Origin of the sequence: Proteus sp. FZP2095, from assembly GCF_023701425.1 — a bacterium.
In the GTDB taxonomy this organism is placed as follows: Bacteria; Pseudomonadota; Gammaproteobacteria; order Enterobacterales; family Enterobacteriaceae; genus Proteus; species Proteus cibarius.
The window spans coordinates 14,601-40,983 of sequence record NZ_JAMQBJ010000002.1 but is presented as its reverse complement, the minus strand read 5'-3'; the positions used below and the strand labels follow the sequence as shown (position 1 = coordinate 40,983).

At 39.2% G+C, this 26,383-nt stretch carries 21 protein-coding genes; 7 read left to right on the top strand and 14 right to left on the bottom strand.

The genetic code is table 11. The annotated features are described in order from the left end of the window. The first annotated feature begins 581 nt into the window (after positions 1–581). Genes frdA through frdD form a run of 4 tightly spaced genes read left to right on the top strand, consistent with a single transcriptional unit; the run spans position 582 to position 3,889 of the window. A complete protein-coding gene (gene frdA / locus NBG71_RS10480; RefSeq protein WP_075672949.1) occupies positions 582–2,378 on the top strand; it encodes a fumarate reductase (quinol) flavoprotein subunit in 1,797 nt (598 codons plus the stop codon). Then, positions 2,371–3,108, top strand: a complete 738-nt coding sequence (locus NBG71_RS10475; RefSeq protein WP_075672948.1) for a succinate dehydrogenase/fumarate reductase iron-sulfur subunit — start codon at positions 2,371–2,373, stop codon at positions 3,106–3,108. The genes frdA and NBG71_RS10475 overlap by 8 nt, the downstream gene beginning before the upstream one ends. Before the next feature lie 14 nt (positions 3,109–3,122). Next, positions 3,123–3,515, top strand: coding sequence for a fumarate reductase subunit FrdC (gene frdC, locus NBG71_RS10470; protein ID WP_075672947.1), 393 nt, complete (start codon positions 3,123–3,125; stop codon positions 3,513–3,515). Between the two features lie 14 nt (positions 3,516–3,529). Beyond that, complete coding sequence (frdD, locus tag NBG71_RS10465; protein ID WP_006535438.1) at positions 3,530–3,889, top strand: fumarate reductase subunit FrdD; 360 nt, start codon at positions 3,530–3,532, stop codon at positions 3,887–3,889. 65 nt (positions 3,890–3,954) lie between these two features. Here the strand turns inward: frdD and sugE are convergent, their stop codons facing one another. The 4 genes from sugE to hydN all read right to left on the bottom strand — a co-directional run bounded on the left by sugE (position 3,955) and on the right by hydN (position 5,671). Next, positions 3,955–4,269, bottom strand: coding sequence for a quaternary ammonium compound efflux SMR transporter SugE (gene sugE / locus NBG71_RS10460; protein WP_069368216.1), 315 nt, complete (start codon positions 4,267–4,269; stop codon positions 3,955–3,957). Positions 4,270–4,400: 131 nt separating this feature from the next. Continuing rightward, complete coding sequence (hybG, locus tag NBG71_RS10455) at positions 4,401–4,691, bottom strand: hydrogenase maturation factor HybG (RefSeq protein WP_036933156.1); 291 nt, start codon at positions 4,689–4,691, stop codon at positions 4,401–4,403. 8 nt (positions 4,692–4,699) lie between these two features. Next, entirely contained in the window at positions 4,700–5,041 is a 342-nt protein-coding gene (gene hypA / locus NBG71_RS10450) for a hydrogenase maturation nickel metallochaperone HypA (protein ID WP_075672946.1), read from the bottom strand. A 72-nt stretch (positions 5,042–5,113) separates the two neighbouring features. Further along, on the bottom strand, positions 5,114–5,671 hold the full coding sequence (hydN, locus tag NBG71_RS10445; RefSeq protein WP_069368213.1) for an electron transport protein HydN: 558 nt from the start codon (positions 5,669–5,671) through the stop codon (positions 5,114–5,116). Positions 5,672–6,075: 404 nt separating this feature from the next. On the opposite strand from hydN, the gene NBG71_RS10440 reads away from it, so the two are divergent. Together NBG71_RS10440 and NBG71_RS10435 are read left to right on the top strand one after the other, a co-directional pair. Beyond that, on the top strand, positions 6,076–7,689 hold the full coding sequence (locus tag NBG71_RS10440; RefSeq protein WP_075672945.1) for a sigma 54-interacting transcriptional regulator: 1,614 nt from the start codon (positions 6,076–6,078) through the stop codon (positions 7,687–7,689). A 161-nt stretch (positions 7,690–7,850) separates the two neighbouring features. Continuing rightward, positions 7,851–8,738 (top strand): 2OG-Fe dioxygenase family protein, encoded by an 888-nt coding sequence (locus NBG71_RS10435; RefSeq protein WP_156733008.1) that lies wholly within the window; start codon positions 7,851–7,853, stop codon positions 8,736–8,738. Between the two features lie 22 nt (positions 8,739–8,760). On the opposite strand, the gene NBG71_RS10430 is transcribed toward NBG71_RS10435, so the two are convergent. The 4 genes from NBG71_RS10430 to fdhF form a co-directional block, all read right to left on the bottom strand. After that, positions 8,761–9,537: a MurR/RpiR family transcriptional regulator gene (locus tag NBG71_RS10430; RefSeq protein ID WP_075672943.1), complete on the bottom strand. Its 777-nt coding sequence runs from the start codon at positions 9,535–9,537 to the stop codon at positions 8,761–8,763. A gap of 108 nt (positions 9,538–9,645) precedes the next feature. Continuing rightward, positions 9,646–11,007, bottom strand: a complete 1,362-nt coding sequence (locus NBG71_RS10425; RefSeq protein ID WP_099660037.1) for a 6-phospho-alpha-glucosidase — start codon at positions 11,005–11,007, stop codon at positions 9,646–9,648. Positions 11,008–11,021: 14 nt separating this feature from the next. Beyond that, positions 11,022–12,599, bottom strand: coding sequence for a PTS transporter subunit EIIC (locus NBG71_RS10420; protein ID WP_250916846.1), 1,578 nt, complete (start codon positions 12,597–12,599; stop codon positions 11,022–11,024). A gap of 300 nt (positions 12,600–12,899) precedes the next feature. Further along, complete coding sequence (fdhF, locus tag NBG71_RS10415; RefSeq protein ID WP_098941268.1) at positions 12,900–15,044, bottom strand: formate dehydrogenase subunit alpha; 2,145 nt, start codon at positions 15,042–15,044, stop codon at positions 12,900–12,902. 531 nt (positions 15,045–15,575) lie between these two features. Between fdhF and eptB the strand changes: the two genes are divergently transcribed. After that, positions 15,576–17,267: a kdo(2)-lipid A phosphoethanolamine 7''-transferase gene (gene eptB, locus NBG71_RS10410; RefSeq protein ID WP_075672939.1), complete on the top strand. Its 1,692-nt coding sequence runs from the start codon at positions 15,576–15,578 to the stop codon at positions 17,265–17,267. Between the two features lie 81 nt (positions 17,268–17,348). On the opposite strand, the gene NBG71_RS10405 is transcribed toward eptB, so the two are convergent. The 6 genes from NBG71_RS10405 to NBG71_RS10380 all read right to left on the bottom strand — a co-directional run bounded on the left by NBG71_RS10405 (position 17,349) and on the right by NBG71_RS10380 (position 26,383). Next, positions 17,349–18,545 (bottom strand): lactate oxidase, encoded by a 1,197-nt coding sequence (locus NBG71_RS10405; protein ID WP_250916845.1) that lies wholly within the window; start codon positions 18,543–18,545, stop codon positions 17,349–17,351. 122 nt (positions 18,546–18,667) lie between these two features. Further along, on the bottom strand, positions 18,668–19,291 hold the full coding sequence (gene ycaC / locus NBG71_RS10400) for an isochorismate family cysteine hydrolase YcaC (protein ID WP_075672937.1): 624 nt from the start codon (positions 19,289–19,291) through the stop codon (positions 18,668–18,670). 378 nt (positions 19,292–19,669) lie between these two features. Beyond that, on the bottom strand, positions 19,670–20,347 hold the full coding sequence (gene narI, locus NBG71_RS10395) for a respiratory nitrate reductase subunit gamma (RefSeq protein ID WP_075672936.1): 678 nt from the start codon (positions 20,345–20,347) through the stop codon (positions 19,670–19,672). Beyond that, positions 20,344–21,069, bottom strand: a complete 726-nt coding sequence (gene narJ / locus NBG71_RS10390) for a nitrate reductase molybdenum cofactor assembly chaperone (RefSeq protein ID WP_075672935.1) — start codon at positions 21,067–21,069, stop codon at positions 20,344–20,346. The genes narI and narJ overlap by 4 nt, the downstream gene beginning before the upstream one ends. Beyond that, a complete protein-coding gene (gene narH / locus NBG71_RS10385) occupies positions 21,069–22,622 on the bottom strand; it encodes a nitrate reductase subunit beta (RefSeq protein WP_075672934.1) in 1,554 nt (517 codons plus the stop codon). Before narH ends, narJ begins: the two co-directional genes overlap by 1 nt. Continuing rightward, positions 22,622–26,383 carry a nitrate reductase subunit alpha gene (locus tag NBG71_RS10380; RefSeq protein ID WP_075672933.1) on the bottom strand — a complete coding sequence of 1,254 codons (3,762 nt, stop codon included), beginning with the start codon at positions 26,381–26,383 and terminating at the stop codon, positions 22,622–22,624. Before NBG71_RS10380 ends, narH begins: the two co-directional genes overlap by 1 nt.

Below are 26,383 nucleotides of genomic sequence, written 5' to 3'. Positions count from 1 at the left end.
TACGTATTTTGATTAGTATTAAAAACCTTTAGAAATATTATTAATATTTTATTAACAATTAACAAGACAAACCGATTTGTTTTAGATAAATAGTAAAAAATTTATTTTAAATTTTTGAATCTGTTTTTATTAATTTAAATTAGACTTAAGAACCATAAAAACATTTACACATTTAAATCAATAAGTTATAAAAAACCATTGTCATTTTCAATTAAAGTTATCTATACTTTCAAAGCAGGCTATTCATTACTATTTATAATTTTCAATTTAGAAAAATATATTTTATTTGAACTTCAAGTTTCTCTGGTAGCTTATTATCAAAACCCAGAATTCTTGGCGTGGATCACACTTTTTTTGCGAAATACGGGAAAACCATCATTCATATCAAATTTCGGAGCCCTACATTTCGTTATACTAAAATTACAGTCAATGATAATAAAGATGTTATCAAGCGCAGTCACAAGGCAGTGAAACAATTTCGTTACGGATAGCTTAAAAAAATAGCATTACAAATTAATAATGTCAGTGAATTGAATTCTAGACAATTATTCCAATTTTCACTTGAACAATGGAGAAGCGCAGTGCAAACCTTTAATGCCGATATAGCGATAATCGGAGCCGGGGGCGCAGGCTTACGAGCAGCAATAGCTGCAGCGGAAGCGAATCCTCAACTGAAAATTGCTCTGATCTCAAAAGTTTACCCAATGCGTAGCCACACAGTGGCAGCAGAAGGCGGATCAGCAGCAGTGACTCAGGCTCACGACTCCTATGATTTCCACTTCAATGATACCGTTTCAGGCGGTGACTGGTTGTGTGAACAGGATGTCGTAGATTACTTCGTTGAGCATTGTCCAACAGAGATGACTCAACTAGAACTCTGGGGCTGTCCTTGGAGCCGTAAAGAAGACGGGTCAGTCAACGTCCGACGTTTTGGTGGGATGAAGATCGAACGGACCTGGTTCGCAGCCGATAAAACCGGCTTCCATATGCTACACACCCTATTCCAAACATCCTTAAAATATCCACAAATTCAACGTTTCGACGAACACTTTGTTCTCGATATTCTTGTTGATGAAGGTCACGCTCGTGGTCTTGTTGCGATTAATATGATGGAAGGTACGAAAGTTCAAATTCGTGCTAATGCTGTCATTATGGCAACAGGTGGTGCAGGCCGTGTTTATCGTTTCAATACCAATGGCGGTATTGTTACTGGTGATGGTATGGGTATCGCTTTACGTCATGGCGTTCCACTGCGTGATATGGAATTTGTTCAATATCACCCAACTGGCCTACCAGGTTCAGGTATCCTGATGACCGAAGGTTGTCGTGGTGAAGGTGGTATTCTGGTCAATAAAGATGGCTATCGTTATCTGCAAGATTACGGCCTAGGACCAGAAACCCCATTAGGTAAACCAGAAAATAAATACATGGAATTAGGCCCTCGCGATAAAGTTTCTCAAGCTTTCTGGCATGAGTGGCGCGCAGGCCGTACCATCAAAACTCACCGTGGTGATGTTGTTCATCTTGACTTACGTCATCTGGGTGCGAAAAAACTTCATGAACGTCTGCCATTTATTTGTGAACTGGCAAAAGCGTATGTGGGTGTTGACCCAGTTAATGAACCAATCCCTGTACGTCCTACTGCTCACTACACTATGGGTGGTATCGAAACTAACCAACAAACTGAGACCCGTATTAAAGGTCTATTTGCGGTAGGTGAATGTTCATCTGTTGGCTTACACGGCGCTAACCGTTTAGGTTCTAACTCACTGGCAGAACTGGTTGTATTCGGTCGTCTTGCAGGTGAAGAAGCGGTTCGTTGTGTTCAAGAAGCAACACCAGCTAACGCATCAGCATTAGATGCTCGTACTCGTGATATCGAAGATGGCCTGAAAAAACTGATGAACCAAAAAGGTTCTGAAAGCTGGTCACAAATTCGCGATGAAATGGGCGAATCAATGGAAGAAGGTTGCGGTATCTATCGTACACCTGAATTAATGCAAAAAACTGTTGATAAACTGGCTGAATTAAAAGAACGTTTCAAACGCGTTGAAATTAAAGACACCAGTAGCGTCTTTAATACAGATTTACTGTACAAAATTGAGCTTGGCTTTGGTTTAGATGTCGCTGAATGTATGGCTCATTCCGCAATCAATCGTAAAGAGTCTCGTGGTGCACACCAACGTCTTGACGAAGGTTGTACTGAGCGTGATGACGAGAACTTCCTAAAACACACTCTGGCGTTCTATAACCCAGAAGGTGCCCCTCGTTTAGAATATAGCGATGTGAAGATCACGAAATCTGCTCCTGCTAAACGTGTCTATGGTGGTGAAGCGACTGCACAGGACAAGCAGAATAAGGAGAAAGCGAATGGCTGATGACATGAAGCACATTAAAATGGAAGTCATGCGCTATAACCCAGAAACGGACGAAGCGCCTCATTTCGTCACTTATGATGTTCCTTATGATGAGCAAACCTCATTACTGGACGCATTGGGTTATATTAAAGACAATTTAGCGCCTGATCTTTCTTACCGTTGGTCTTGCCGTATGGCGATTTGTGGCTCTTGCGGCATGATGGTCAACAAAGTGCCTAAATTAGCTTGTAAAACGTTTATTCGTGAATATCCAGACGGTGTAAGAGTTGAAGCATTGGGTAACTTCCCAGTTGAGCGTGACCTTGTTGTCGATATGACTCACTTTATTGAAAGCTTAGAAGCGATTAAACCTTATATCATCGGTAATGATCGTAAGCCTTCAGAAGGGACGAATAAACAGACTCCTGCTCAAATGGCGAAATATCACCAATTCTCTGGTTGTATCAACTGTGGTCTTTGCTATGCAGCATGTCCGCAGTTTGGTCTAAACCCAGAGTTTATTGGCCCAGCAGCGATTACATTAGCTCAACGTTACAACACAGATAGTCGCGACCATGGGGCAAAAGAGCGTATGCCTCAGTTAAATGGTGAGAACGGTGTCTGGTCTTGTACCTTTGTTGGCTACTGTTCTGAAGTCTGTCCAAAACATGTGGATCCTGCTGCCGCTATTCAGCAAGGTAAAGCAGCCAGCGCGCAAGACTTTGTTATTGCGATGCTGAAACCACGTTAAGGAGGAAACAAGACATGACAACAAAACGTAAGCCTTATGTTCGTGGCATGCAACCAAACTGGTGGACGAAACTTGGATTCTATCGTTTCTATATCACCCGTGAAGGGACTTGTCTTCCACAACTTTGGTTCAGTCTGGTTGTACTGTTTGGTGTATTCGCACTGAAAAATGGACCAGAAAGTTGGGCAGGTTTCGTTGGATTCCTGAGCAACCCAATTGTAATGCTGATTAATATTGTGACTCTGATTGCAACCATCTTCCACACTGCCACTTGGTTCAAACTTGCACCAAAAGCTGTGGTTATCGTTGTTAAAGATGAAAAAATGCCGCAAGAACCTATTGTGCGTGGTTTCTGGGGTGTCACTATTGTTGTTACTGCCGTTATTCTGGCAGTGGCGTTAATGTAACCCAGGAGGAAATAATGAATCAGAATCAACTTCCTAAGCGCTCTGATGAACCTATTTTCTGGGGATTATTTGGTGCAGGTGGTATGTGGAGTGCGATTGTTTCTCCAGCAATCATCATCCTGCTCGGTATCCTAATCCCTATGGGTATTGCGCCAGAAGCATTTACTTACGAACGTATTATGGCATTTAGCCAAAGCATCATTGGTCGTCTGTTCTTACTGCTAATGATTATTCTGCCAGTTTGGTGTGCATTACACCGTATTCACCATACCTTGCACGATTTTAAAGTGCATGTACCTGCAAGCAAATGGGTATTTTATGGTGGTGCAGCAATTATCAGCGTTATCGCTATCATTGGTGTATTTACACTGTAATTGATTAATACGTAAGATAAAAAGCCACTCAATTGAGTGGCTTTTTTATGGAAAACTGATGATAATCAACTCGCTAATTTCAGCCCAATAATACCGAAAATAATCATAGCTAAACTGAGTAAACGATAGATATTTGCAGACTCACCAAAAACCAAAATACCAAAGATCGCGGTACCCACTGCACCAATACCGGTCCAAATTGCGTAAGCCGTACCCGCAGGCAAGCCTTTCATGGCATAAGACAACATTCCCATGCTAACAACCATAGCACTAATGGTAATAATACTTGGTGTTAGACGCGTAAAACCGTGTGTGTACTTAAGGCCGACAGCCCAAACGATCTCTAATAAACCCGCGATAAAAAGGATAATCCAAGACATAACTTCCCCTACTCGATAAGTTGGGGCCGTCCCCTGAATACAAAGACAAAAAGCTGGGTCGTCCCAGCTTTCGAAAGATGAAGGTTAAGTATAAGAAAAAGAAATTAATCGTGCAATAGTACAAAACTAACTCAGTTTTTCTTCGGTGCACCCTCTTCACCATAAAGAAAAGCAGAAACATCGTCTTCCACTTCGCCCATTGCCATCAAAGCATCCAGAGTCTCTTTTGCTTCTTCTTCATTGACGATACTCATGGCAAAACCAACATGCACCAGCACCCATTTACCAATCATCGTATGAGGCTCACCTTCGCAGACTAGCGCAATATTCACTTCTCGTTTAACGCCACAAACATCGACCATCGCATTTTCAGTGATTGTTTTTCCAACTTCAACAACTTGACCTGGAATACCAAGACACATAACAACCCCTATTCGATCTCTATTTGCTTTATTCTCATTGAATCGTCATTTTCAACGCGCATATTCTGGCTACCACAAGATGGGCAACCAGCATTAAAAGTTGAAACAGTAACAACTTGATGACAATCCCAACACCATGCTTTTGCGGGGATAACCTCAATATGTAATTCACAGCCTTGAGCAAGGGTATCTCTACAAACAATATCAAAGCAAAATTCAAGTGCGCTGACTTCAACACAAGATAATGCGCCAATTTCCATCCATACGCTTTTTACTTTTTTTGCATTATTTAATTTAGCTTGAGAATCTATTATCTCAAATGCGCTCTGGCAAAGCGTGATTTCATGCATGTCGATACCTTATTGAAGCAGGATAAATAATAGCAACTATAATATCAGTACATAGTTGCTTTATTATTGATCTTAGAACAACAATTCAGCACCGGTTTCAAAAGCGGCTTTACGACGACGCTCTTTAACCATCTCTTCAAGTGCATCTCTATCAATACACACTAAAGCGTGAGTTGGGCAGACTTCAATACATGCAGGGCCCGCTTCGCGGTGGTGACATAAATCACATTTATTTGCTTCTGCTTTAAATGCTTCAATCGCATTAAGCGCAGTTGATTTACGCATAATTGGACGAGAAACCACTTCCATCGTGCCGTAAGGACAAGCCAGCACACAAGTTTTACAGCCGATGCATTTTTCCTGATCGACATAGTAATAATCTTTATTATGAATAATAGCGCCATTTGGGCACACATTGGCACAAGGGGCATCTTCACATTGGTGACAAACAACTGCTGTACTGATTGAGAATCCTTTGATCACATGAATTCTAGGTTGGAAATTTTGCTCACTAATTTGGTCAATGGCTAAATTATCTTGGTCTGCTTGCTGATGTGACACAACACAAGCCACTTCACAAGTATGGCAACCAATACATTTTTTAGGGTCTGCAATGATGAAACGGTTCATCATATTCTCCTGCTTTTTGTTATATATAGCCGTTATATATGGCGATAAATGCAACGAGTTATTCTAATTAAGAGTAATAATTAGAGTATCAATAGAATGAATCTAGCACGGTTCATGCCAATATATTTTTGATATAACTATTCCTTATTTTTCAATTAAATAATTTTCAAATAAAAATGATTATTAATTAATAAATAAGTCACTTCGTCAAATTATTCGACAATTTTGACGATAAAATAAATCGCTATATATTTTATTATATAATGATTTAGTTCGTTTATATTCTTAAGTTTCATTGCATATACAAAAATAGCGGGTTGGATCAAAAATGATTCAGTCATTGATATAAATTTATTATAAACCTACTACAATATAGCTAATTTTTTAGGGCAATCGGTGGTGTCATGAAATTAAGCAGTAACAATGCTGAAACTATGGAGAGCCTTCGTAATGAGCGTAACCAATATCGAATATTGGTTGATATCACAAATTCTGTATTAGCTCATCTAGACATGGATGGTCTTATTTCTGAAGTCTCTAAAGAAATACATCGTTTTTTTGGACTGAACCATATTAGTCTTATGTTATGCCGTACCTCATCACAAAATAGTAATGAAGGTATTCTTTATTCTAGTCGTTATCAGACTGGGAAATCTGTCATTCGCCAACAACGTAAATTTAGTAGCGCGAATAACAAAGCCGAAGAAATTATTAATCAAAATAAACCTGTCTTAATTGATATTAATAAAGAAGATCAGGAAGATGCTTTGATTAAACGTCTAGTTAAGCAAGATATGCAGACGGCTTTGTTATTGCCACTGGCTTTTAATCATAAACCTCTCGGTTTATTAATTTTAGCACATGAAATAGGAAGTGTTTTTACTAACGATACTTGCCAATTGCTTCAACAAATTGCGGCACGTATTGGTATTGCCATTGAAAATGCCGCCGCTTATGAAGAGATAACGCATTTAAAAGATAGTTTAAAGAATGAGAATATTTGGCTTAATGAACAGATAGATAAAAATGGATGTTTTAGTGAGATTATTTATCAAAGCGACGCTATGCATAATGTGCTCGAACAAATTGAATTAGTGGCACAAAGTGATAGTACCGTTCTTATATTAGGTGAAACAGGGACTGGTAAAGAATTAATTGCACGCGCTATTCATAGTCTAAGTCAGCGAAAAAATAAGACGATGATAAAAATGAACTGTGCGGCAGTACCTTCTGGTCTTTTAGAAAGCGATCTCTTTGGTCACGATAAAGGTGCATTTACAGGTGCAACAAATACGCATATTGGTCGATTTGAAATGGCAGATAAAAGTACGCTATTTCTAGATGAAATTGGTGATATGCCCATTGAATTACAACCTAAACTGCTTCGTGTTCTTCAAGAGCGAGAAATAGAAAGATTAGGCGGTAATAAAGTTATTCCTGTGGATGTCAGACTTATCGCGGCAACCAATAAAGATCTCCATGATTTAACGGATGAAGGTGAATTTAGAGAAGATCTTTATTATCGCCTTAATGTTTTTCCTATTATTATTCCGCCACTAAGAGAGCGACCTGAAGATATTCCGCTTTTAGCAAAACATTTCACGCAAAAAATTGCGCGAAGAATGGATAGAAAAATAGATTGTATTCCAGCTAATGCATTGGAACAATTAACACTTTATCCGTGGCCGGGTAATGTTCGTGAACTTGAAAATATTATTGAGCGTGCGGTTATTTTAACGCGAGGTTCAACACTAAACCTTCAGTTAAAAGAGCTTCATATTAATAAGCCCTCTCGTTTGAAACAGGTGCTATCTCAACCTTCATCTATTGAAAAGCGTATGCAAACTAATGCGCCAGAAAGTGATGATGAGGAGCGAGAAAGGATCATTCAAGCCTTAAGAGAAACTAATGGTGTGGTTGCTGGTGCTAGAGGTGCTGCTTTAAAATTAGGATTAAAAAGAACAACATTATTATCACGGATGCAACGTTTAGGTATTTCAATTCCAGAAATACTTTAATTCTGAAATAATTACTTATAAGAAAAGAGTGTCATTAATGACACTCTTTTCTTATATATTTGAAACTTATTAATCTGCATCTATAATTCATCTGATTATATTTTTTTAGTTATTCCTCTAATTAATTATTAATAATATAAACCATCAATGGAGCATATTATATGAATAGCCTGCTTATAAATAAAATTAGTGAAATAAGAAAAGAGTACAAAAATAATAAATATGTTTTTATTCCTCAAAATATTGTCATTGATTTAATAAAACAATTAGGTGCCGAAGAAAAAGATATTAATACACTAATGGAATATGGTGACTATTTAGCACAAGATCCAACACTTTCATTTCGCCACTCTCGAACAGGACGCTACCTTTTTGATAATGATATAGAAACGATCTCCAGACTAGAGTACCAACCTTTTGTTCTCACTGAAGAAGATGGATTTATTCGTGAAGATAGTGGCGCACAAAGGCATTTTAGAGCACTTGATGATCGCTGGCAGAGCAATACGGCTTATCAAGCGCTATTAAAATTAAAAATGCTATTAATTCAGGGTAATACATTTACCCCACGTCACTTAACAGATCAAAATTCGCCTAAATCAATATCCACTGTTTTCCATTTAAGGTTAATTGCCCAACCAGATTCTTTAAGTGAACTTTCAATTGAAGGTGTTCATAAAGATGGCGTTGATCACACCATGATTGTGATGATGAATAAGAATAACGTTAAGGATAATACTGGTGCTTTACGTGTACATTCACCGAAAGAAGCTATAGGAACACCTTGGCAAGAAATCAACCCTGAAAATGTGCTTTATGAACACAATAATGCGCAATATCTTGATGTTCTATTAATTGCAGATAATGAATTAAATCATAGCGGTACACCTATTTTTACTCATGATAATAAAAATCAGGCTTACCAAGATTTTATAGTTTTATTATCTCGTTACCCCACCGTTGATACTCACCCATCACATAAATTCGATTCAATGAATGCACATCCTGATTTACCCTTAACGCTTTATTTAAATCAGTCAGTTGCTTAGTCATAAATCGTTATTACATCAATTAAAATCGTTGAGCTCGGCTGAGTAATAAATCAATTATCAAGACAAGGTTTGATTCAAAAGACGAGCTCTCGATAGTGTCACAATGATAATTCACTGCATCGTCATAAATGGGGAAATGAATATCAGCAAGTTCAGCCAATGGATTGGCACTTGCTCGAGTAAAGGCAACAATCTTCATACCAATGCTTTTTGCTATTCTCGCCTTTTCAACAACTTGTTCTGTCTCTCCACTTCGAGATATCGCAATAAAAACCGTATAGCGTGACGCATTGTTAATAAAGATATTCTTACTATCACTGAGTCCAGAAAGAAAAGCATCTTTACCAATCAGCTGTAACCGCTTACTGATATATTCTGAAAATATATGGGAAAAACCTGCACCATAAATAAAAAATGAGTTCTTACTGTTAATTAAATCAGCAAAAGCTTGTCTTCGTTCATCTGAAATTAAGGTGAAAGTCTTTAAATAATTCGCCAAAAACTGATCAAAAAGTGGCTCTGCTACCTTATTTTCATCACTTTTCAGTTGATGGGATTTTTCAGCCGTGGATAACAACTGTTTGCAATAATACACCAACTCACTATAACCAGAAAAACCTAATTTCTGGCAAAGACGCATAATGGTCGTTGTCGAAACAAAATTGGCTTGTGCAAGTTCTCTAATAGTAAGTTTGCCGACTTGTGTCGGATTATCAATTAAATAGGAAAGGATGCGATATTCTGCACGGGTTAATTCTGTTGCTCTTGATAGTAAAGATGATAATCGTGCCGACATACCTGTTACCTTATTGATACATCGTCCTTACCAACATAAAAGGAAAATGCTGTTCTGGTGATAGAACAGCATTCTTATTCAATTACTCATTAACAGCAAGTCTTGAGATCAAACACGCTTACCATTTACATAAGCTTTACGTAATTCAGGCCAATACTCACGATTTGCTTCAATCATATCATCGAGGATCTTCTTAGCGTGGATCACACTTGGCACTGTTTTATTCAGTGTGAACGCCTCAAGAGCTTTCTCGTAGCTACCCTCAAGCGTTGCTTCCACTAACAATTGCTCTGATGCCAATTGTTGCTCTAACAAAGTACGATGGAAACGCGGAATGTCGCCAACACGAATAGGCTCTGGCCCGTGAGATGTGATATATGCTGGCACTTCAACCATTGCATCATAAGGTAAATCTGCAATCGCACCTTTATTTTCAACAATCACTAAATGGCGCTGACGTAAATCAAAGGCTAAAGAGCATGCTACATCAACAATAAAGGCACCATGAACACCAACGTGGAAAGCATCAGGTAAAATACCAGTCTCTTTGTATTCACGTGCTGCTTCAAATAAGCGTTTTTCACGACCATCCATCACTTCATTTGCACGGGTGTAATCTGGATCTTGATGCTCAACGATATAATTTGGCATCAAATAATACTGCAAATATGGGTTTGGAATATATTCAGGGAATGCTTCCATTAATGGCTGAATATGACGCCATGTTTTCACCCATGATGGATCAGAGTGTTGTGGATCAGTTTGGGCTGCATCTTCAGTTAAAAGACCAAATTTAGCGATATGTTCACGTAATTCAGGCAGTTTCTCTTCACCTTTTACACGGACAGAAGTGAACCAACCAAAGTGATTTAGGCCAAAATAATCCACATCTAAATCATGGCGATCAACATTTAATACGGCTGCCATATTACGCATCGCCGCAACAGGCATATCACAGATATTCAATACTCGAGCATTAGGGCGTAAACGACGTACACCTTCAGCAACAATCGCGGCTGGATTTGAATAGTTTACAATCCATGCTTTAGGGGAGGCATATTCCTCAACTAAATCAATTAACTCAACCATAGGTAAAATAGTACGTAAACCGTAAGCAAGCCCGCCAGGTCCACAGGTTTCTTGCCCTACAACACCATGACGTAACGGGATTTTTTCATCCTGTTCACGCATTTTATATTGACCCACACGCATTTGAGCAAACACGAAATGAGCACCATCAAACGCGGTTTTTGCATCTGTTGTCACTGTAAATTTAATGGTATCACTATGATCACGGATCACTTTTTCAACCACTGGGGCGATGGTATCTTGGCGCTCTTGATCGATGTCGTATAAACGAATTTCACTTAGTGGGAAATCCTCTAAACGTACCATTAAGCTTTTTACAATTCCCGGTGTATAGGTGCTTCCGCCGCCTGCAATACTTAAGATAAAGGGTGATTTAGTCATCTTTCTTTCTCCTATTAAAGTGCGGCTTCGACCGCTTCACGCATTTTTTTTACATGTAATCCATAAACCACTTGAACATTATTACCATGGCGCACAACACCTTTAGCACCGGTTTTTTTCAAGATATCTTCATGAATTGCATCGATATTTTTAACAATGACTCTTAAGCGGGTATAACAATTATCAACCACTTCAATATTGTCACGTCCACCGAGTCCCTCAATAATTTCTTCACCTAACTCATTGATAATTTGAGTGGTTTCTTCAGAGGTAGTGACTGCTTCTGCTTTTTTCTTGTAATCTTCTTTGCTATATAAACGCGTCTCTTCATCATCATCTTCACGACCTGGTGTTTTAAGATTGAGTTTTAAAATCAAGGTTCTAAAGATCACGAAATAGAGAACTGACATAATCAAACCCACCACGATATACATAGGCCAATTTGATTTTTCAGTGCCTAACGGCAAGTTATATAGAATGAAATCAATGACACCGTTCGCACCAATTGCATGAACACCTAATAGGTAGAACAACATCATGCCAATACCGGTTAATACGGCGTGAACTAAAAATAAAACTGGGGCAACAAATAGGAAGGAAAACTCAAGAGGCTCTGTTACACCAAGTAAGAAAGAGGTGGCAGCCGCAGGAATTAAAATCGCCTTCGCTATCTGTTTTTTCTCTTTTTTAGCCACAGAGATCATGGCAGCTGCCGCGGCAGTTAAGCCGAACATTTTAGCAATACCGCGCGCATCCCAAATCACAGTGCTACTAAGTTGTTTAACTTCCGGGCACGCCATTTCAGCAAAGTAGATATTTCTTGCACCTTGGTAAGTTGTGCCACAAACATCAGCAACACCACCTAATTCGGTATACAAGAATGGGGTATAGACTAAATGGTGTAATCCAGTTGGGATAAGAATACGTTCTAAGAATCCATAAATCAGCGCACCAAACGCACCAGAATCATGAATAACGAGCGCCATTTTAGTAATACCCGCCTGAGCAAAAGGCCAGACTTCACACATTAAAACAGCCAATGCAATGGTGAATGGAATCGCAATAATGGCGACAAAGCAGTGACCAGAGTAGATAGCCATAATGCCGTTAAACTGACGACCTGAATAACGATTATAAAGCCACCCTGATATTGCCCCAGTTAAAATACCGGCAAATACGCCCATCTCTAGAACTTGGACGCCTAATACCATGCCTTGGCCAGCTGCTCGCATCTCTTCTGCACTAACCAGTTTACCTTGTAGCGTTAGTGTAATATTCATGGCATTCGTGAAAATAACAAACACCACTAAGCCAATTAAACCAGCGTAGCCTTTATCTTTTTTTGCTAAACCAACAGGAATACCCACAGCAAAGATCAGTGCCAGATTGATTAAAATAGCAACAGATGATTTTGCGAGTAATTGCCCAATACTTTGAATAACCGGGTGATTTAAAAACGGAATATATTCCGCAAGATTGCCATTACCAAAGACATTACCTAAAGCTATATATAAACCGACAATAGGCAATATCAAGACAGGCCCATATAAGGATTTACCAAACGCTTGTAGGGCATTAATGAGTTTTTTCATACGGTATCTCGTTGTTGTTTTCTTACACTCATTTCCATAACAGCATCCTGCGCTGGCATTAAATAAAAAGCAATTTATCCACTTGATTTAGAAACGGATTACGTTAAAAGTAACATGTTACTTTTTTTATTGTGAGCCAACGCATGGTGAATATTCAGACAAAAGTTAAGTGACTTTTCGATGATAAACTGAAGAGAAAAAGACCAGACAACAGTAAAAAAACATAAAAAAACCGAGCTTACTAACACAAGGTTAATAAACTCGGTCTTAAGGCAGAAAAACAATACTAATTAGGTAAGATTAGCCCTCGGCGGCTTCTCTTAAACGACGTTTAATATTGCTATATTCCGTTTTCACATAGTGTTCTGCCTGAGCCTGTTCCTTGATTGGCTCAACACATACTGCACAATATTTATACTCAGGTGTTTTAGTGATTGGACTTAAGTTTTCTGCAACGAGTTCGTTACAAGCACCAATCCACCACTGGTAAGTCATATATACCGCGCCTTTATTTGGTCTATCACTAACCGCCGCACGCGTAATCACTTTACCTTGACGAGAGCGTATCCAAACTAACTCTTGATCTTTAATACCCAGTTGTTTGGCATCTTCAGTATTTAACTGAACATAACCTGGCTCATCTGCTAATGCTGCCAATGCTTTACAGTTACCAGTCATTGAACGGCAAGAGTAGTGCCCAACTTCACGCACTGTTGCCAGTACCATTGGGAATTCATCAGACAATTTGTCAATTGGTGGTGCCCACTCACAAGTAAAGAATTGACCTTTACCGTTAGGGGTATCAAATTTACCACCTTCGTACAGATATTGTGTTCCTGGGCTATCTTCTGTTGGGCAAGGCCACTGAATATACGCCAAGTCCGCCATTTTTTCGTAAGTCGCACCATAATAAATTGGGCATAGCTCACGCAACTCATCCCAAATTTCTTTGGTATTGTTGTAATGCATTGGATAACCCATTGCTGTTGCCATCAGACTGATAATTTGCCAGTCTGTTTTTACATCACCAACAGGCTCAACGGCTTTATAGAAACGTTGGAAACCACGGTCTGCCGCAGTATAAACACCTTCATGCTCACCCCATGATGTTGCAGGGAAAATAACGTCAGCAATCGACGCCGTTTTGGTCATAAAGATATCTTGTACTATCAGTAGATCCAGTTTTTCAAACGTTCTACGAATTGTTGCTAAATCAGGCTCCGTTTGCAGTGGATCTTCACCCATTACATAGTGAGCTTTTAATAAACCGTGATCGATATTATGAGGGACTTCACTTAACGCATAGCCCACTTCATCAGGCATAGATTCAATGCCCCAGAATTTAGCAAATTTCTCACGCGCTTTTTCGTCAGTAACGTATTGATATCCCGGCAACGTGTTAGGTAATGCCCCCATATCACACGCACCCTGTACGTTGTTTTGACCACGAACAGGGCCAACACCGACGTATTTTTTACCTAAATTACCAGTTAATAATGCCAAGCTAGTTAGTGAACGAACCGTTTCAACACCTTGATAGAACTGAGTGACACCCATTCCCCAAAGAATTGTTGCAGTTTCTGCTTTTGCGTACATACGCGCAGCTTCACGAATAATTTGAGCACTTAAACCTGTTGTTTCTTCAACGGATTCAGGTGTATAGCTTTCAACTAACTTACAATATTCTTCAAATTGCTCAGTGTGATTTTCAATAAAGGATTTATCATGTAATCCTTCTTCAATAATCACATGTGCAATTGCATTTAATAGCGCAATGTTAGAGCCATTTTTTAAACCTAAGTGTAAATCGGCTAAACGTGCTGTTTCGATGTAACGAGGGTCACATACAATAATTTTGGCACCCTTTTCTTTCGCCTTAACAATACGGCGAGCAACAATAGGATGCGAGTCTGCGGCGTTATAACCGAAGACAAATAGACATTTGGTATCCTCAATCTCAACGATTGAGTTGCTCATAGCACCATTACCGACCGAACGCTGCAGACCTGCAACCGAAGGGCCGTGTCAGACACGAGCACAGCAGTCTATATTATTATTTCCGATAACCGCACGAGCAAATTTCTGCATAACGAAGTTAGCTTCGTTACCCGGGCCTCGTGAAGAGCCGGTTGTCATAATAGATTTAGCACCGTATTTCTCTTTGATAGCAAGAAGTTTGCTACTCGCAAACTCAATCGCTTCTTCCCAAGAAACCGATTCTAATTTTCCGCCTCTTTCACGACGGATCATTGGTGTTTTAAGACGTGGAGTCAGTATCTTAGTATCATGGATAAAATCCCATCCATAATACCCTTTCAGACACAGCTCACCTTGGTTTGTTAAACCATTGGCTCCTTCAGCGCCAATGATTTTACCGTTTTCCACCTTCAGGTAGATTTTGCATCCTGAGGCGCAATACGGACAGACCGTGATGACTTTTTTCATCAACATTGCTCCTGTGTTCATCAATGTTCAGGTTATTACCTGATCCTCTCCTTTATCTATGCAGAGAGTGTGCCAAATAAGCACGCTTTTTTACTTTTCTACAACGCAATGAAAAATAAAGAAAAATAAAAATCATTGAGTGAGTAAGAAAACAATGAAAACCAAAACAATAGGAAGTGCTCGACACTAATGACGATATTTATGTCGATTTGTGTTTCTATCAAAATTCGTTATACATTCACACTTATAACGTAATAATACTTATTCATTTCATCCACGAAATTAAAATAATAAATACGCTTTCTTATCTGCCTTTATCGAAGTCTTACCGTATATAATGGTGACAACCTTCTAATATCGCTATCAATATTCCTATCTACTAGAACTATTTAAAATTAATAATTTTGATATTAATGTTATTCGAATAAAAAATTTTTAAACTTCAATAAAAAAAAGCACATAATACTGAACCTGAAAACAACTTCGCGGTCATAAAGACCTCTACACCATACATTTTGATAATAATTGAACATGCAAAAATTAAAGTTTTTAAGGTTTTCGAAAGAAAATATTGCCCTTTTTTTAGCTGTCTATCTTGGTTTTTTTCTTAATCTTTCCGTTTACATTGGCCGATACGGCACACAGAATACAAACAACCCCCTCATTGATGCATTATATATCCTAGGTGAAATTGCAGTTAATATTGCCTTTACCTTCTTCTTATTACGATTACTCTCTTTCTTCGGCACTCTATTTTTTAAAATAATTACCTCTTTTATTCTCGTCGTGAGTGTTTGTGCTAGTTACTATATTTCTTTTTATGATGTAGTCATTGGATACGGCATTATCATTTCAACACTCACTACCGATACAGATTTATCTAAAGAGTTAGTTAGCCCAAATGTCATTATTTGGATTATTGGTTTATCTGTTTTGCCATTAGCGCTTATTTGGCTATGTAAAAAACCAGAGAAAAATCTAACGACTCAACAAAAGAAAAAAATCTGGATAAAAAACACTGCCAAAATGCTGGTGATTGCGCTGGCTGTTTTTGCCTATTTAAAAACACTCGATTCAAAACAAAAAGCCTATGAAATCAAAAATAACTTAGATTTACCTAGTTATAGTGGTGGTTTAAGTTATGCGTATTTGCCTACAAATTGGATTATTCCATTATTCCAATATGCAATAACACAGTATGACGATACGTTTAATAACCAGAATATTTTTAATCCTGCCGATCACTTCACTTATCAGCCCTCAAAGGCTAATGAAGATGTATATGTCGTCTTTATTATTGGTGAAACAGCAAGATGGGATCATATGGGATTGTTAGGATATGAACGTCAAACGAATCCTCTATTAAGCCAAGAGAAAAACCTCGTTGCCTTTAAAGGTATTTCTTGCGATACCGCAACAAAGCTCTCTTTAAAATGTATGTTTGTACGAGAAGATGGAACAGAAAGTAACGATCAGCGGACATTAAAAGAGAATAATATTTTCTCAGTATTAAGCCAACTAGGTATGTCATCAGAACTCTTTTCAATGCAAAGCGAATTGTGGTTTTACAATAAGCTTGATTTAGATAACTACGCAATGAAAGAGATGATGACCGCCAAAAACAGCAACTTTGGTAAAGAGTTGGATGACACTTTATTAATTGCTGAAACGGCGAATGCGGTTTCTCAGCATCCAAAGGGAAATCATTTAGTGATTTTACATACTAAAGGCTCTCACTTTATGTATTCACAACGTTACCCTGAATCATTCAAAAAGTATCAACCTGAATGTTTAAATGTGGATGATGAGTGTACTAAAGAGCAGTTAGTAAATGCTTATGACAACTCTATTCTTTATACTGACTATTTTATTGATGGCATACTCGACACATTACGCGATAAAAAAGCTATTGTGTTTTATACCTCCGATCACGGAGAATCTATTTCCGAAAAAGGTGGCTTACATGGCACACCAAAAGAAATTGCACCACCAGAACAATTTAAAGTGCCTTTCTTAGTTTGGATGTCGGATAGTTATTTAGCAGAGCCTGAAAATAAGCAATTATTTGATAACCTAAAACGTAATCAAGAACAAGATCGTACGTTCTATCATCACAATATTTTTGATTCGATGTTAGGTTGCTTGGGTTATTCGTCTCCAGATGGCGGTATTAATAATCAAAATAACCTCTGTTTTGGTGATATACCATCAACCCAAAATTAAGTTTTCTCAATAGCGAATAGACAAAAAACCACGCTCAATATTAAGCGTGGTTTTTTATTATTCTTAACTTAAATAAGTTAATTATTGATTAAAACTGGCATCAGTATAAAGTTGAGTGGCTTGAATATCTTTTACTGTTTTCGCCCCACCTAACATCATATTAATTTTTAATTCTTTATTTAAATGTTGGATAACTGAATTTACACCTTCAGCTCCCCCTAAATTTAATCCATAAAGAATTGGGCGACCAACAGCCACAACATCTGCACCACTAGCTAATGCTTTAAAAACATGTGAACCACGACGTACACCGCTGTCGAACACGATAGGAACACGTTTATTTACCACTTTTGCTATTGCTGGTAATACATCAATAGTGGCTGGTGCGCTGTCTAATTGACGTCCACCGTGGTTAGAAACCCAAATAGCATCTGCACCTGCTTTAATGGCAGTATCTGCATCTTCAGGTGATTCGATACCTTTTACAATCACAGGTAAGCCAGACATTTTTTTCACATACTGAATATCTGCAGGGGTGAAGGCTTGTTTAGCTTGAGCATAAATTTCACTAATACCCGCACCTTTACCTGTTTTCGATTTGTCATCACTGATTTTTGCAAACGCTTCTAAGTTGGCAAAACCTAATGGGAACTGGAAATTATTTTTCACGTCATCTTCACGATAACCACCCACAGAAGAGTCAATAGTCATAATAATGCCTTTAGCGCCATACTGTTTTGCTTGAGATAAAATATACTCGTTAAAAGCATCATTTTTACTCATATACAACTGGAAGAAGAAAGGATAACCCGGTTGAGCATCAGCCACTTCTTTAATTGTTTTATTACCATAAGTACTTAATGAAAAAATAGAACCTGCTTTTGCCATACCTTTTGCTGTGGCGACTTCGCCTTGTTGATGTGCAAGCCCTTGAGCTGCCATCGGTGCCTGAATAATAGGCGTATCTAATTTAATACCCAAAAATTCTGTTTTTAAATCTAAGTCAGAAAATTCGATGCCTTGTAATGAACGAGGCATAATATATTTTTTATCAAATGCCGTCGTGTTTAAACGTAAATTATTTTCGTCTTCAGCACCACCACGAATATAACCAAAAGCCCCTTTATCCATATTTGCTTGGACTTGTGTTTCCATCGCTTTTAAGTTAACTATCTTAATTGGGCCTTCTGCGGTACTTGCTTTATATTCAGCAGCCTGTGCAACACCCACGCTTAATGCCATTGCAATAGCAGTGGTTTTTAATAATTTATTTTTCATTTCTGATCCATTTATTAATTACGGGCTTATATCTATAATTTAATAATCTTTAACTTCTATTAAATTATATTTATCGAAAAATAATATAAGCCCTATTATTATATAATATTTAAATTAATCACTTACTTTTTTGTTAAAGTATTATAGCTTGTCATAAGATTACGATAGTCTGGAATATGGTTAGCAAAGAGCGCACCTAATCCTTCAACATCATTACGCCAATCACGGTGTAACTCACAAGCTAAACCAAACCAGTTTATTAATTGTGCCCCTGCTTTTGACATTCTATCCCACGCAGAGTCACGAGCAATGGCATTAAAAGTACCTGAAGCATCAGTGACAACAAACACTTCAAAACCTTCTTCAAGTGCTGATAATGCAGGAAATGCGACACACACTTCAGTTACAACACCTGCAATAATCAGTTGTTTTTTACCCGTCGCTTTAACCGCTTTTACGAAATCTTCATTATCCCATGCGTTAATTTGACCTGGACGAGCGATATAAGGAGCATCTGGGAACATTTCGACAAGTTGAGGCATTAAAGGGCCATTAGGGCCATCTTCAAAAGAGGTCGTTAAAATGGTAGGTAAATTAAAGTACTTAGCGGCATTAGCTAATGCTAATACATTATTATTGAATTTATCAGGCTCGATATCTCTGACTAAAGAAAGTAACCCAGCTTGATGGTCTACCAACAGAACAGCAGCATTATTTTTATCGATACGATGATATTTAAAGCTCATAATAATCTCCGATAGCATAATAGAGGTAAGACTCAATTAAATAATAGCACCAAATTTATATGACAATATTCAGATCCTTTTAAATTTACAATTTAATGTATTTATTAATAATAAATAATCGACTGTAAACTTTAAATATATTTAAATATCACGACATTTAATTATCTGTTTATTTGTTTATATAAATTTATTTATTTCGTTGAAAAGAATTATAAGTGCAACAATGCCTAAATGAATCTAAAGATTATTGTTTTAACCATTCAAAAATTTTGTTGAAGATTTAGAATTGAAAAAAGAGATAAAAAAAACCCCCGCGGGCGGGGGTGAGATAAGCGCAACTAAAAGGTCTCTAACTTACTATCAGGAGATGGGTATTCATTAATGGCGATTACGCACAATTTGATAGCGGCGAGTTAAATACTCAATAGGCACGCTCCAAATATGGACTAGTCGACAGAATGGGAATAATAAGAAAATCGTCATTCCTAAGAAAATGTGCAACTTAAATACCCATGCAACACCTTCAAGATTTGCTGAAGCACCACCGTGGAATGTCACAATAGATTGTGCCCATGCCACCAGCTTCATCATTTCACTACCATCCATATGTTGTGCAGAGAATGGAATTGTTAGTAGACCTAATGCCACTTGAATAACCAGTAGCGTTAAAATCATAATGTCACCAAATGAAGATGTGGCTCTCACTCGTGGATTGGTTAAACGACGTTTTAATAACATCACGCCCCCCACCAGCATTAACACACCGCAAGTACCACCGCCTACCATCGCCATAATTTGTTTATATTCAATAGGCAGAAATGATTCATACATCCAGTGTGGTGTTAACATTCCCAGAAAATGACCAGCAAAAATACCGATGATCCCAACGTGGAATAAGTTAGATGCCAATCGCATATTTTTCTTGTCTAGCATCTGGCTAGAGCCCGCACGCCAAGTGTATTGACCATAATCATAGCGTAACCAGCTACCGATAATAAAAACGGCACCAGCAATATAGGGATAGATATCAAAAAATAACATATTGATGTAATTCATTTTTGTGCTCCCGTATCCAACGAATTCCCCACGTTGAGATATTGAACTGCGGTCTCTTGTGCAAAACGACGCTGATGTTGGCTAATATTGCTACTGCCACATTGCGTACCTTCTCCAAGGAACGTCACTTGTTCTTCTTCCCATACCGCATCTAACGCCGCAGGGGTATCATCTAAAGGCTCTTTTTCTACTTGAGCAGTGAGTTGTGATGCTTCTAATCCACTTTGTGAGAGACAAAGCAATACATCAAAGAGAGCGTGATAATCACTGCCTCGTTGTTTTAAACGTTCACCTAACAGAGCCAAAATAGGTGCAATGTTATTTAGCCCTTCAATACACTCGGTTGTAGGTAAAAGCGTTAAATACTCAAGATAAGTAGGCAAATAGTCAGGGAGTTCACGACTACTTAATGTGATCCCGGCTTGTTGATATTGATTGAGCAGATCAACCATTGCCTGACCACGATCACGAGACTCGCCATGAACGTGTTCAAATAACAACAATGATCGCGCTCGACCTCTATCAAAAAGCTCACTGTAATTAGATTGTGCATCGAGCAACTCTTGTTGCATTAAGGCATGAATAAATGCCATTAATTTCGCAACTTGAGTCACAGGAAGTTCATCGGCCTCCTGTAATGCATCGATAAGTTCGCCTCGGTTATCCCACAATTCTTGTGTGGGATAATCTAAGAGATGAGAAATAACTTTCAGAGAGATCATTATATTTTCTCCTCTGAACGACGTTCATCTTGAGGTGTTCTTGATGTGATATCAATCGCATCAATACGATGACTATTAAACAAATTAAATTTGCTATCACTACCATGACAACCGTCACCAAAGCTAAAACCACAACCATTACGTTCTGGGAAAGCTTCTCTTGCGAGTTCTCGATGACTTGATGGAATAACAAAGCGATCTTCATAATTGGCAATAGCCAGATAACGATACATCTCTTGTGCCTGTGCTTCGGTCAAACCGACTTGTTCTAATGCACTTAAGTCTGTTTTTCCTTCTACGGTTTCAGCACGTTTGTAATGACGCATCGCAAGCATTCGTTTTAATGCTAATAACACAGGTGCCGTGTCGCCCGCTGTCAGTAAGTTAGCTAAATACTGAACCGGAATACGTAAGCTTTCGACATCAGGCAGTACACCGGTATGTGGTAACACACCTGCATCGGCAGCAGATTGAATTGGTGACAAAGGTGGCACATACCAAACCATAGGTAAGGTGCGATATTCTGGGTGCAGTGGTAATGCCAGCTTCCAATCCACCGCCATTTTGTAGACAGGTGAACGTTGTGCTGCATCAATCACACTTAACGGAATACCTTGCTCTTCAGCAGCTGCAATTACTTCAGGATCAAAGGGATCTAAGAAGATATCTAACTGGCTTTGGTATAAATCTTTTTCATTATCTGCACTGGCAGCTTGTGAGATTTTATCTGCGTCATACAACATCACACCCAGATAGCGAATACGTCCTACACAAGTTTCTGAGCACAGTGTTGGTTGACCCGCTTCAATACGTGGGTAACAGAAAATACATTTTTCTGACTTACCACTTTTCCAGTTGAAGTAGATTTTTTTGTATGGACATCCTGTTAAACACATGCGCCATCCACGGCACTTATCTTGGTCGATAAGCACAATGCCATCTTCAGCACGTTTATAAATCGCACCACTTGGGCACGTCGCAACACAAGCAGGATTTAAGCAGTGTTCACATAAGCGTGGTAAATACATCATGAATGTATTTTCAAACTGCCCATACATCTCTTTTTGCATGTTGGCGAAGTTTTTGTCCGCTGCACGTTTGCTAAATTCGCCACCTAAATCGTCTTCCCAGTTTGGGCCTTTTTCGATTTTGGTCATTCGCTGACCTGTGATCAGCGAACGAGGACGTGCAGTCGGTAACGAGCCTTCTGGAGCATTTTTTAAATGCTCATAGTCATAATCAAAAGGCTCATAGTAATCATCTAATGCAGGAACATCAGGGTTGGCAAAAATTTTAGATAATAGACCAACACGGTTACCCATTCTTGGTACTAATTTACCTTTGATATTTTTGATCCAGCCTCCTTTCCACTTCTCTTGGTCTTCCCAATTTTGGGGATACCCTGTACCCGGTTTGGTTTCAACGTTATTAAACCATGCGTATTCAACACCTTCACGACTAGTCCAAACATTTTTACAGGTAACTGAACAGGTATGGCAACCGATACATTTGTCGAGGTTCAGTACCATACCGACTTGTGAACGAATTTTCATTATGCCTTCTCCTGTCCATTCAGGGTCTGTTGATAAGCATCACCTTCACCATCAAGCCAATCAATCTGTTTCATTTTACGCACCACAACAAACTCATCACGGTTAGAGCCCACGGTGCCGTAATAGTTAAAGCTATAAGCCAATTGAGCATATCCACCAATCATATGCGTTGGTTTAGGGCAAACACGCGTCACCGAGTTGTGAATACCGCCACGCATTCCGGTCATTTCAGATCCCGGCAGATTTATTTGACGCTCTTGCGCGTGATACATATAAATCATGCCATCAGGAATACGTTGACTGACAATGGCTCTCGCCGTTAACGCACCATTACTGTTGTATGCTTCAACCCAATCGTTATCGCTAATTCCCATCTCTTTGGCATCATCTTCACTCAGCCAAACCACAGGGCCACCACGACCTAGCGTTAACATCAGTAAATTATCGCTATACGTTGAGTGAATACCCCATTTTTGGTGAGGCGTCAGGAAGTTCAATGCCTTCTCAGGGAAACCATTTGGTTTTTTACCTTTAACTGCATCAATCGCTTTGGTATCAATGGGTGGACGATAGACCACTAAACTTTCACCATAAGCACGCATCCACTCGTGATCTTGATACAACTGCTGGCGGCCACTTAACGTGCGCCAAGGGATCATCTCGTGAACGTTGGTATAACAGGCGTTATAAGAGACATGCTCATCTTCAAGGCCAGACCATGTTGGGCTTGAAATGATCTTACGAGGTTGAGCAACGATATCGCGGAAACGAATTTTCTCATCTTCTTTCACTTTGGCTAAGTGAGTATGATCGCGACCTGTCACTTTACTCAGTGCATCCCACGCTTTTACAGCCACTTGACCATTAGTTTCAGGAGCTAAAGAGAGAATAACTTCAGCTGCATCAATCGCCGTTTCAATTGCTGGACGCCCTTTTGCCACACCATCATGACGAACACGATTGAGTTTTTTCAGGAAATCGACTTCTGCTTGTGTATTCCAGCTGATCCCTTTACCACCATTACCTAGTTTGTCCATTAACGGCCCAAGTGAGGTAAAGCGAGCATAGGTATTTGGATAATCACGCTCAACAGGGATAAGGTGTGGTGCTGTTTTACCCGGAATAAGGTCACATTCACCTTTTTTCCAATCTTTCACATCAAAAGGCTGTGCCATTTCAGCGGCAGAGTCATGTTGAATAGGTAATGTCACTAAATCCGTTTCAACCCCTAAATGGCCTACACACAATTTAGAGAAGGTTTTAGCGATACCTTTATAGATTTCCCAGTCTGTTTTAGATTCCCAAGCTGGATCAACGGCTGCGGTTAATGGATGAATAAATGGATGCATATCCGACGTATTCATATCGTCTTTTTCATACCATGTTGCGGTTGGTAAAACGATATCTGAGAAAAGACAGGTGCTTGACATACGGAAGTCTAAAGTCACCACTAAATCAACTTTACCTTCACCGCCTTTATCTTGCCATTCCACTTCTTGTGGCTTAACTTGGCCTTGCTCGCCTAAATCTTTACCTTGTAATCCGTTTTCGGTTCCCAGCAAGTATTTCAGTAAATATTCATGCCCTTTACCCGCAGAACCTAATAAGTTAGAGCGCCAGATAAATAAATTACGTGGGAAGTTCTGTGGGTTATCCGGTTGCTCTGAAGCAAAGCGGATTTCACCTGACTTCAATGCATTAACGGTGTAATCCGTAGCACTAACGCCTGCTTTCTGGGCTTTTTTCGCAATAGATAAAGGGTTTAAGTTTAATTGAGGCGCTGATGGTAACCACCCCATACGCTCTGAACGCACGTTCATATCAACCAAACTACCGCTAAAGCGAGATTTATCGGCTAATGGCGATAACAACTCTGTTGGTGATACGGTTTCATAACGCCACTGACTTGAGTGGTTATAGAAAAATGACGTACTGTTCATATGGCGAGGCGGACGTTGCCAATCAAGACCAAAGGCTAATGGCAACCAACCTGTTTGTGGACGCAGTTTTTCTTGTCCAACATAGTGTGCCCAGCCACCACCACTTTGACCGACGCAACCACAGAAAATCAGCATATTGATAATGCCACGGTAAGTCATATCCATGTGGTACCAGTGGTTAATACCTGCTCCCACAATCACCATCGAACGACCGTGTGTTTTTTCTGCGTTATCTGCAAATTCACGCGCAATACGAGCGATATCTTGGCGACCTACACCTGTCACTTTTTCAGCCCATGCTGGTGAATATGCTTTGATTTCATCGTAGTTTGATGCACAGTTTTCATCATTTAAACCGCGATCAACGCCGTAGTTAGCTAACAATAAATCATAAACAGTTGTGATGTATTTTTCTTCGCCATTCGCAAGTGTAATACGCTTAGCAGGCAGTTTATGAACAATCACATCATCAAGGGCAACACCTTCAAAATATTCACTCTTGATGCCACCAAAGTAAGGAAATGCTACATCAACAATATCATCGTGATTATCTAGAAGGCCTAATTGTAAAGTGACATCTTCGCCACTTTTGCCATCTTTAGGCTCAAGATTCCATTTAGCAGCACCTTCCCAACGAAAGCCCATCGAACCTTGAGGTGCAACTAACTGCTGTGTTTTTTCATCAATAGCAACGGTTTTCCACTCTGGATTTTTCTCTTGATCCAGATTGTTTACTAAATCAGAAGCACGCAACATACGACCCGCAACTAGCTTGCCAGAATCATGTTTATCTAACATCACCAACATTGGCATGTCAGTGTAAGTGCGCACGTAGTTACTAAAATATTCAGTTTGGCGTTTAACGTGGAATTCGTTAAGAATAACGTGTCCCATCGCCATCGCCATCGCGCTATCAGTACCTTGTTTTGGATTTAACCATTGATCACAGAGTTTCGCGATTTCAGCGTAATCAGGCGTTACCGCAACGGTTTTAGTTCCTTTATAACGAACTTCGGTAAAGAAGTGAGCATCTGGAGTACGTGTTTGCGGTACGTTAGAACCCCATGCAATCAGGTAAGAAGAGTTATACCAGTCTGCTGATTCAGGAACGTCGGTTTGCTCACCCCAAGTCATTGGCGATGCAGGTGGTAAATCGCAATACCAATCGTAGAAACTTAAGCATGCGCCACCAATCAGAGATAAATAACGCGCACCCGCAGCATATGAAACCATCGACATGGCAGGAATTGGCGAGAAACCAATAATACGATCAGGGCCAAACTCTTTGGCTGTAAACACGTTAGAAGCCGCAATGATTTCATTCACTTCTGACCATGAAGAACGAACAAAACCACCACGCCCACGCGCTTGCTTATAGCTTTTAGTTTTTTCTGGTGAACTAACAATAGAAGCCCATGCATCAACAGGATCGCTATGTTGTGCTTTTGCTTCACGCCATAGTTTAATTAAGCGTTTACGTACCATTGGGTATTTAACGCGGTTTGCGCTATATAAATACCATGAATAACTTGCACCACGGGGACAACCACGAGGTTCATGATCCGGTAAATCCGGACGTGTACGTGGATAATCCGTTTGTTGGGTTTCCCAAGTTACTAATCCATTTTTAACGTAAATTTTCCAGCTGCATGAGCCGGTACAGTTAACACCATGAGTAGAACGGACAATTTTGTCGTGTTGCCAACGACTACGGTAACCATCTTCCCAATCACGGTTAACATTCAGCTCTTGGCCATGATCCTTTGAAAAGGTATCGCCAAGCTGTTTAAAATAGCGGAATCTATCGAGAAACTTACTCAT

Coding starts and splice junctions, on each gene's coding strand:
- NBG71_RS10475 (WP_075672948.1), top strand. CDS start 2,371: ATGGCTGATGACATGAAGCACATTAAAATGGAAGTCATGCGCTATAAC.
- frdC (WP_075672947.1), top strand. CDS start 3,123: ATGACAACAAAACGTAAGCCTTATGTTCGTGGCATGCAACCAAACTGG.
- frdD (WP_006535438.1), top strand. CDS start 3,530: ATGAATCAGAATCAACTTCCTAAGCGCTCTGATGAACCTATTTTCTGG.
- sugE (WP_069368216.1), bottom strand. CDS start 4,269: ATGTCTTGGATTATCCTTTTTATCGCGGGTTTATTAGAGATCGTTTGG.
- hybG (WP_036933156.1), bottom strand. CDS start 4,691: ATGTGTCTTGGTATTCCAGGTCAAGTTGTTGAAGTTGGAAAAACAATC.
- hypA (WP_075672946.1), bottom strand. CDS start 5,041: ATGCATGAAATCACGCTTTGCCAGAGCGCATTTGAGATAATAGATTCT.
- hydN (WP_069368213.1), bottom strand. CDS start 5,671: ATGAACCGTTTCATCATTGCAGACCCTAAAAAATGTATTGGTTGCCAT.
- NBG71_RS10440 (WP_075672945.1), top strand. CDS start 6,076: ATGAAATTAAGCAGTAACAATGCTGAAACTATGGAGAGCCTTCGTAAT.
- NBG71_RS10435 (WP_156733008.1), top strand. CDS start 7,851: ATGAATAGCCTGCTTATAAATAAAATTAGTGAAATAAGAAAAGAGTAC.
- NBG71_RS10430 (WP_075672943.1), bottom strand. CDS start 9,537: ATGTCGGCACGATTATCATCTTTACTATCAAGAGCAACAGAATTAACC.
- NBG71_RS10425 (WP_099660037.1), bottom strand. CDS start 11,007: ATGACTAAATCACCCTTTATCTTAAGTATTGCAGGCGGCGGAAGCACC.
- NBG71_RS10420 (WP_250916846.1), bottom strand. CDS start 12,599: ATGAAAAAACTCATTAATGCCCTACAAGCGTTTGGTAAATCCTTATAT.
- eptB (WP_075672939.1), top strand. CDS start 15,576: ATGCAAAAATTAAAGTTTTTAAGGTTTTCGAAAGAAAATATTGCCCTT.
- NBG71_RS10405 (WP_250916845.1), bottom strand. CDS start 18,545: ATGAAAAATAAATTATTAAAAACCACTGCTATTGCAATGGCATTAAGC.
- ycaC (WP_075672937.1), bottom strand. CDS start 19,291: ATGAGCTTTAAATATCATCGTATCGATAAAAATAATGCTGCTGTTCTG.
- narI (WP_075672936.1), bottom strand. CDS start 20,347: ATGAATTACATCAATATGTTATTTTTTGATATCTATCCCTATATTGCT.
- narJ (WP_075672935.1), bottom strand. CDS start 21,069: ATGATCTCTCTGAAAGTTATTTCTCATCTCTTAGATTATCCCACACAA.
- narH (WP_075672934.1), bottom strand. CDS start 22,622: ATGAAAATTCGTTCACAAGTCGGTATGGTACTGAACCTCGACAAATGT.
- NBG71_RS10380 (WP_075672933.1), bottom strand. CDS start 26,383: ATGAGTAAGTTTCTCGATAGATTCCGCTATTTTAAACAGCTTGGCGAT.